Genomic DNA, 5,799 nt, shown 5'->3' on the forward strand with positions numbered 1-5,799 from the left:
TGGATTCGCTGCCGGCCCAGACCAGCATCCGCGAGTCGTCCTTGGCGCGCGAAGTGACCCACACCCCACACCCCACTCCCCACACCCCACACCCCACACCCTACACCCCACACCCTACACCCTACACCCTACACCCCACACCCCCACTTCCCCGCTTGATCGAGTACAATAGAGTGTTCAGCAAAAGCGATCAGCTATTAGCTTTGATTAGTCCTTCGGTAAGAATATAAACCAGAGAAAAGAGCCATTAAGAGCGGCAATCAGCTGAAAAAGCTCAAAAACTGAATTTTAGGCTGAAGGCTGACGGTAGCTTGCTGAAAGCTGAATCCCGTTGATAATTTTTTTACTTGAATCACCGTGGTTATCCAAATCGACTCAACTCAAAACTACGAAACCAAAACCCAAGAGATCGCTAGACAACTTTTAGCCGAAACTCGGGAAAAAAAAGGTCTTTGGTCTGCTTTACAGGATCAAATGCGTTGGGATGATAAATTACTCGATTGGGCAATGTCTAACCCCAATTTACGAGTACAATTATTCCGTTTTATTGACTGTTTACCCGCTTTACGCAGTAATGCCGAGATCGCTAATCATCTCCAACAGTACCTCGGTGATGCTTCCGTAGAACTGCCCAGTGCGCTGAAAAGTATCCTCAACTTTAGTGATCCTAACTCCCTACCGGCTCAAACGGCCGCCAGTCTGATCAGTAAATCCGTAGAAACCTTAGCTCGTAAGTATATCGCCGGGGAAGACCTAGAGCAAATTACTCGCACTGTCACCCGTCTGCGGAAGGAAAAAATGGCTTTTACCATAGATCTCCTCGGTGAAGCGGTAATTACTGAAGCGGAAACCCAAGTTTATCTACAAAGTTATCTCGATTTAATGACCCATTTGGCTCAAGAAGCGAGCAAATGGAATAAAGTTAGCCAAATTGATGAAGCGGACGGCGACTTATTACCACAAGTGCAGGTTTCTGTCAAGCTAACTGCCTTTTATTCTCAGTTTGATCCCATGGATCCGATTGGTAGTAAGGAAAAAGTTTGCGCTCGCATTCGCCTACTATTGCGACGCGCTCAGGAGTTAGGGGTGGCAGTCCATTTTGATATGGAACAGTACGTTTATAAAAACCTCACCCTGGCTATCCTGAAAGAATTACTCCTAGAAGAAGAATTTCGCAGTCGTACCGATATTGGCATCACCCTACAGGCATATTTAAGAGATTCTGCCCAAGATTTACAAGATTTAATTAATTGGGCCAAAAAGCGCGGTTATCCCGTTACTGTCCGGCTAGTCAAAGGCGCTTACTGGGATCAGGAAACGATTAAATCTCGGCAAAATCACTGGCCACAGCCGGTATATAACGAAAAATCGGCCACCGATGCCAATTATGAGCGGATGACGCGGTTATTATTGGAAAATCATCAATATTTATACGCCGCCATCGGTAGTCATAACGTGCGATCGCAAGCCTTGGCCTGTGCGATCGCAGAAAGTTTAGAAATTCCCCGTCGTCGCTTTGAAATGCAGGTATTGTACGGCATGGGCGACCAATTAGCCAAAGCGTTAGTGAAGCGGGGTCATCGGGTGCGGGTTTATTCCCCCTACGGACAACTCTTACCCGGTATGGCCTACCTAATCCGCCGTTTATTAGAAAATACCGCTAATAGTTCTTTCCTAAGGCAAAATTTGGAGGATCGTCCCGTGGAAGATTTAATCGCAGCCCCCCGGGTTTTAGGCAAGGATAACCCGATTATCCCCGGTTTTCCTAATGCCGCCGATACAGATTATGCCAACGAGCAATTGCGAAATAAAGCGAGTCAAGCCCTTACTTTTGTCAAAAATTCCCTCGGTAAAACCTATTTACCCCTAATTAACGGCGAATACGTCGCCACCAATGTTCAAATTAATTCCGTTAATCCCTGTAACCCGCAGGAAATAGTGGGTAAAGTGGGCTTAATTGAGGTGGAACAGGCAGAAAAAGCGATCATAGCGGCGAAACAGGCTTTTCCCGCGTGGAAACGCACTCCAGTGGCTAAAAGAGCCGAAATACTGCGAAAAGCGGCAGATTTGATGGAAGCGCGACGACACGAGTTATCGGCCTGGATTTGTTTGGAAGTGGGCAAAGTTATCCAACAGGCGGATCCGGAAGTGTCAGAAGCGATCGATTTTTGCCGTTATTACGCCTCCGAGATGGAAAGACTGGATTTAGGGCATAATTTCGACGTAGCAGGCGAGAATAATCGTTATTTCTACCAACCACGGGGTATTGCTTTAGTGATTTCTCCCTGGAATTTCCCCCTAGCCATTGCGGTGGGGATGACAGTAGCAGCTTTAGTAGCAGGTAACTGCACGCTATTGAAACCTGCCGAGACTTCCTCGGTGATTACGGCGAAATTTGCCGAGATTCTCCTAGAAGCGGGTATTCCTGCCGGAGTCTTCCAATATATCCCGGGTAAAGGTTCGCAAGTGGGGGCGCATTTAGTTAGCCATCCCGATGTTCACCTAATCGCCTTCACCGGTTCACGAGAAGTGGGCTGTCGCATCTATACAGATGCCTCCATCGTGCAAAAGGGTCAAAAACACCTAAAACGAGTTATCGCCGAAATGGGCGGCAAAAATGCCCTAATTGTCGATGAGAGTGCCGATTTAGATCAGGCCGTTGTCGGTGCGGTTAAGTCCGCTTTTGGCTACACCGGCCAGAAATGTTCGGCCTGTTCGCGGATAATTGTTCTGGAAAGCGTCTATGATAGCTTTGTTGATCGCTTTGTCGAGGCTACCAAGTCCCTCAATATCGGGCCGACGGATTTACCGAGTACGGAAGTAGGACCGGTTATCGACGAGAAAGCTCAAGCAAGAATTCGGGAATACATCGAAACTGGTAAAAAAGAGGCAGAATTAGCCCTAGAAATGCCAATTCCAGAAGTGGGTTATTTCGTCAGTCCCACCGTCTTTAAAAATGTTCCCCCTGATGCGGTAATAGCGATGGAGGAGATTTTTGGTCCAGTGGTGGCGATTATCAAAGTGAGCAATTTCGAGGAAGCTTTAGCTGTAGCTAACGGAACCGACTATGCTTTAACCGGCGGCTTATATTCTCGCACTCCTGCCCATATTAACCGAGCTATGCAGGAATTTGAAGTGGGAAACCTCTATATTAACCGGGGAATCACCGGCGCGATTGTCTCCCGTCAACCCTTCGGGGGTTTCAAGATGTCGGGGGTAGGTTCCAAGGCTGGGGGTCCGGATTATCTGCTGCAATTCCTCGAACCTCGTCACATCAGCGAGAATATTCAACGTCAGGGATTTGCACCGATTGAAGGGGCCGATTAAGCAATTTATAGCTAGGGTTTGCGGCAAAAAGTTTGTTGGTGGGGTCAGGAGTCAGGAGTCAGGAGACAGGAGACAGGAGACAGGAGACAGGAGACTCCGAGACAGGAGACAGGAGTCAGCTTTTTTCTCCCTGCTCCCTTCCCCCCACTTCCCTATCTCCCCACTCCCCTATCTCCCCCCGCAACGCGCACGAAGTGGTCTCCCCACTCTCCTAGACTTTTGAAACAGGATTTAGTATCACAGGGGACTCCCCAGCTGTTGTCTTTCCTAGCTGATTTCTTGGCTGTCAACCTACTGCTATATACTTAAGTTGACAATTGCCTCAGCCTATCAAGAAAAGACTATGACGATTGAAACCGTTGCCACAAAACCCTTTAGTGACCAGAAACCGGGGACTTCTGGATTGCGAAAATCCGTTCCCGTTTTTCAACAACCCCATTATCTGGAAAATTTTATTCAAGCTATCTTCAATACTTTAGACGGTATCGAGGGTCAAACCCTAGTTGTCGGTGGAGATGGTCGTTATTATAACCGTCAAGCTATTCAAACTATCCTGAAAATCGCCGCCGCTAACGGTATCGGTAGAATACTCGTGGGAACCGATGGTATTGTCTCCACTCCCGCTATTTCTGGGTTAATTCGCGAAAATAACGCTTTTGGCGGTATTGTTCTCTCCGCTAGTCATAACCCCGGCGGTCCGGAGGGCGATTTTGGCATTAAGTACAATATTACTAACGGCGGACCGGCACCGGAAAATATCACCGATGCAATTTATGCCGAGACTAAGGTGATTAGCAGTTATAAAATCCTCTCAGGGGCCGATATTAATCTCGATCGCCCCAGTTCCTTTAAACTGGGAACTATGGATGTGGAAGTGATCGATGCGGTTACTCCCTACGTCAAAATGATGGAAAAGATTTTTGATTTCGATCGCATTCAGGCCCTACTCACTTCTGGTAAGTTTAAAATGTGCATGGATTCTCTCCATGCGGTGACGGGTCCCTACGCTTATGCCATCTTTGAACAGCGTTTAGGCGCGCCCAAAGGTACAGTATTAAATGGTATTCCCTTAGAGGATTTTGGTGGTGGTCATCCCGATCCTAACCTAGTCTATGCCCATGATCTGGTAGAAATTCTCTTTGGTCAAGAGGCTCCGGATTTTGGGGCTGCTTCCGATGGAGATGGCGATCGCAATATGATCCTCGGTCGGAATTTTTTTGTCACCCCCAGTGATAGTTTAGCTGTACTAACTGCCAACGCTCATCTAGTACCGGGCTATCAAAATGGTATCACGGGAGTAGCGCGATCGATGCCCACCAGTGCGGCGGCCGATCGAGTAGCGGCTAAACTGGGAATTGACTGTTATGAAACTCCCACCGGTTGGAAATTCTTCGGTAATTTGTTGGATGCGGGGAAAGCAACCCTTTGCGGGGAGGAAAGTTTCGGCACGGGTTCCAATCATATTCGCGAAAAAGATGGTTTATGGGCGGTTCTTTTCTGGTTAAATATTTTGGCAGTTAAAGGGGAATCTGTAGAGGAAATTGTTCGCAGTCATTGGCAAGAATTTGGTCGTAATTTCTATTCTCGTCATGATTATGAAGAAGTCGCCTTAGAACCGGCAAAAGAGATGATGGCACGTCTCCAGAAGTTGGTTTTAGACCTTAAGGGTAAACAATTTGGTAACTATGAAGTGGAATATGCCGATGATTTTAGCTATACGGATCCCGTGGATGGTAGTGTGAGTAAAAATCAAGGCATTCGCATTGGTTTTACCGATGGTTCTCGGATTATTTATCGTCTATCGGGTACGGGAACTAAAGGAGCAACTCTCCGGGTTTATCTAGAAAGTTATGAACCGGACGCGAGTAAACACGATATCGACACCCAAAAGGCCCTACAACCCTTAATTGATTTAGCCGAAGAAATCGGTCAAATTCGTCAATCTACCGGACGGGAACAACCCACGGTTATTACCTAAAATCTAGGGATCAGCTATCAGTTTTTATCGGGGAAATTTTTGACCTGCTCATCACTAATTAGGGTTTGCGGCAAAAAGTTTTTCGTGGGGGTAGGGTGTGGGGTGTGGGGTGTGGGGTGTAGGGTTTTACCGATTTTGAGGGGGTCAACTACCTAATTTTCAGGGAAAAAGTCCCAGAATTTTCCCCCCCATCACTCCCAGATATGGTACTTTTTGATTGACAAAAAGTCTAAAAGTCTTACCCAACAAGGTTTTTAGATTTATTCAGCAAACCCTAATTAGGGTTTGCTGAATAATGGTAAAACCCTTTTAAAATAAAGCTTTTGACCTGTTAAAGTCCGATGTTAGTGCAAGAAAATAGGATTGGGACGTTCAAAAACCTTGCATTATCCTTCTTGTAGTACATCGCTTGGTACAAAAAACAAGGGCAACAAAGCCTAAAACGACCGGCTCCTGACGACCGGCTACTGACTCCTACCCCCAGGAAAAACTTT

At 46.8% G+C, this 5,799-nt stretch carries 2 protein-coding genes; both read left to right on the forward strand.

Going from position 1 to position 5,799, the window contains the following annotated elements; all coding sequences use genetic code 11:
* Nucleotides 1–357: 357 nt before the first annotated feature.
* Complete coding sequence (gene pruA / locus O9295_RS01920) at nucleotides 358–3,327, forward strand: L-glutamate gamma-semialdehyde dehydrogenase (RefSeq protein ID WP_288031242.1); 2,970 nt, start codon at nucleotides 358–360, stop codon at nucleotides 3,325–3,327.
* A gap of 343 nt (nucleotides 3,328–3,670) precedes the next feature.
* Complete coding sequence (locus tag O9295_RS01925) at nucleotides 3,671–5,305, forward strand: alpha-D-glucose phosphate-specific phosphoglucomutase (protein ID WP_061430793.1); 1,635 nt, start codon at nucleotides 3,671–3,673, stop codon at nucleotides 5,303–5,305.
* Nucleotides 5,306–5,799 lie beyond the last annotated feature (494 nt).

It is taken from the genome of Microcystis sp. LE18-22.4A (assembly GCF_027531105.1).
Lineage (GTDB): Bacteria > Cyanobacteriota > Cyanobacteriia > Cyanobacteriales > Microcystaceae > Microcystis > Microcystis aeruginosa.

Bases quoted from the DNA above. Each gene is read 5' to 3' on its own strand.
- O9295_RS01925 (WP_061430793.1), top strand. From the start codon at position 3,671: ATGACGATTGAAACCGTTGCCACAAAACCCTTTAGTGACCAGAAACCG.